2 protein-coding genes are annotated in these 1918 nt (G+C 58.8%); both read left to right on the top strand.

The genetic code is table 11. The annotated features are described in order from the left end of the window. Positions 1-323: 323 nt before the first annotated feature. The gene (locus ACXJL8_RS39880) at positions 324-662 is read left to right on the top strand and encodes a DUF3302 domain-containing protein (RefSeq protein WP_456686907.1); all 339 of its coding nucleotides are present in this window, start codon (positions 324-326) and stop codon (positions 660-662) included. Beyond that, positions 659-1840 (top strand): HlyD family secretion protein, encoded by a 1182-nt coding sequence (locus ACXJL8_RS39885; protein ID WP_456686908.1) that lies wholly within the window; start codon positions 659-661, stop codon positions 1838-1840. The genes ACXJL8_RS39880 and ACXJL8_RS39885 overlap by 4 nt, the downstream gene beginning before the upstream one ends. Positions 1841-1918 lie beyond the last annotated feature (78 nt).

The raw sequence follows: 1918 nt of genomic DNA on the forward strand, positions 1-1918 counted from the left end.
CTTCCGATCCCGGCCCTGATGAGAAGTCCGAGCGGCCTCCGAAATGGTCCGCTTATCGGGGCGGACCGGAAGTGACTGGCCGMCYTCGCAAAACGGCGCTTTTGACCCGTTGCGGACCTCGTCGTTCGATGCACCACCGCCCTTGCGCCGCTTTGAGTTTTTGCACCGCCAAATCCCAAAACGGACAATGGTTGCCTGGAATCGCATAGACCCGAAGGTAACTCTGCCTTAGTCTGCGAAGCAGAAGCCCTTATCTTGAATGGAATAGACTGAGCAGCGAGCGCCTGCGCGGAATATACCGCGCTTCACATGGAGTCCTGCCAATGGATTCTTCATTCGGCGCGTTGGATGCGTTTGCGTTCGCAGTGTTCGCTGTTCTGATCTTTGTTGGCGTAATCATCGTCGTCAATCTGGGCAAACTTCCGGGTCAACTCGCGCGCAAATGGAATCATCCGCAGGCCAGCGCGATCAATGCCATGAGCTGGATCGGGATCGCGACCGGTGGGTTGCTGTGGCCGGTGGCATTCATATGGGCGTTTACAACGCCGTCTGGAATGAAATCAGCAAAGAACGAACTTCAGCCGCATGGCGTCGAACCCGAGAGGRGTGACAGTGTAACGGCATTGCGTCAGCTCGCAGGAGACAAGGAGATGCGACCGTGATCGCAATCCTGATCATTGTCTACGTTGCAATGGTTCTCGTGCTGTTCAAGGTCCTGCGCATCAAGCCCACGGCTTACATAATCGCGACCATGATCGTCGCGGGCGTATTCATGATCGGTGGCGTCGTGGTGGTCTGGACGCAGTCGGCGCCGATTACGGACAAGATGGTGACCAGCCAGTACGTGGTGCAGCTTGTCCCTTACGTCAAAGGGCAGGTCAAGACGATCCACGCCGAGGCAAATCAACGGGTGAAGAAGGGTGACTTGCTGCTGGAAATTGACCCGGCGCCGTATCAGTACACGGTGAACCAGGTCGAGGCGCAGTTGGCTGCGTCGAAGGCCAACGTAGGACAAGCCGAAGCCGCGCTGGCGACCGCAAAGACGGCCATACCGAATGCGCAGGCCATCCTCGCGAAGGCGAAGGCCGCGGACGAACTAGCCAAGACCCAGGAACAAATTGCCCTCAACATTCAGCGTGCGGACAAAGCTGCCATTAGCCAGCTTAACGTGGCCAAGGCTGCGCAAGAACGCCAGGAAGCGGACGCCGCTGTTCAACAGGCTGAAGCGGGTCTAGCGCAAGCGCAAGCTTCGGCTCAACAGGCCGCCGCGGCCTTGCGGACGGCCCAGAGCAATGTTCCCGCGATCGAAGCTCAATTGGACGACGCACGCTTTAACCTCGCGCAATGCAAGATGACGGCGCCGGGTGATGGATACGTCACGAATTGGCAGGTGCAGATCGGCACCATGCTTGTGCCGATGCCGCTTGCTGCGGCCGGAACATTCGTCAACGTGTCCGATACCGCCGTCGCCGCGGTGTTTCCGCAGAACTGGCTCTCGAATGTCGAGCCGGGCGACGATGTGGAAATGGTGCTCAACCCTTACCCGGGCCGCCTGTTCCTGGGGAAAGTGGACTATGTCATCCCGGCAACGGGTGGTGGGCAATTCACAACCAGCGGCACAATCCCGAACGCGGCGCGTATCGGATCTGACGGGCTTTATGCAGTGCGGATCAATTTCAGCGACGATGCCGTGGCCCGCAAGCTGTCGCTCGGATCAGGTGGATCGGCAGCGATCTACACGCAGAAGGGCAAGGCCACGCACGTCATTTCGAAGGTCACGATCCGGATGAAGAAGTGGCTGTTGTACGTGATGCCCTCTGTGGAAAAGCCGTCATCGTAACCTGCAGGGGTACACACGAGTTGGGTCTACGCGCGGGGGAGAAAGCCTTGGAGACGCAGCATCAAGCACCGTTTGGGC

The organism is Bradyrhizobium sp. P5_C11_2, assembly GCF_054049755.1.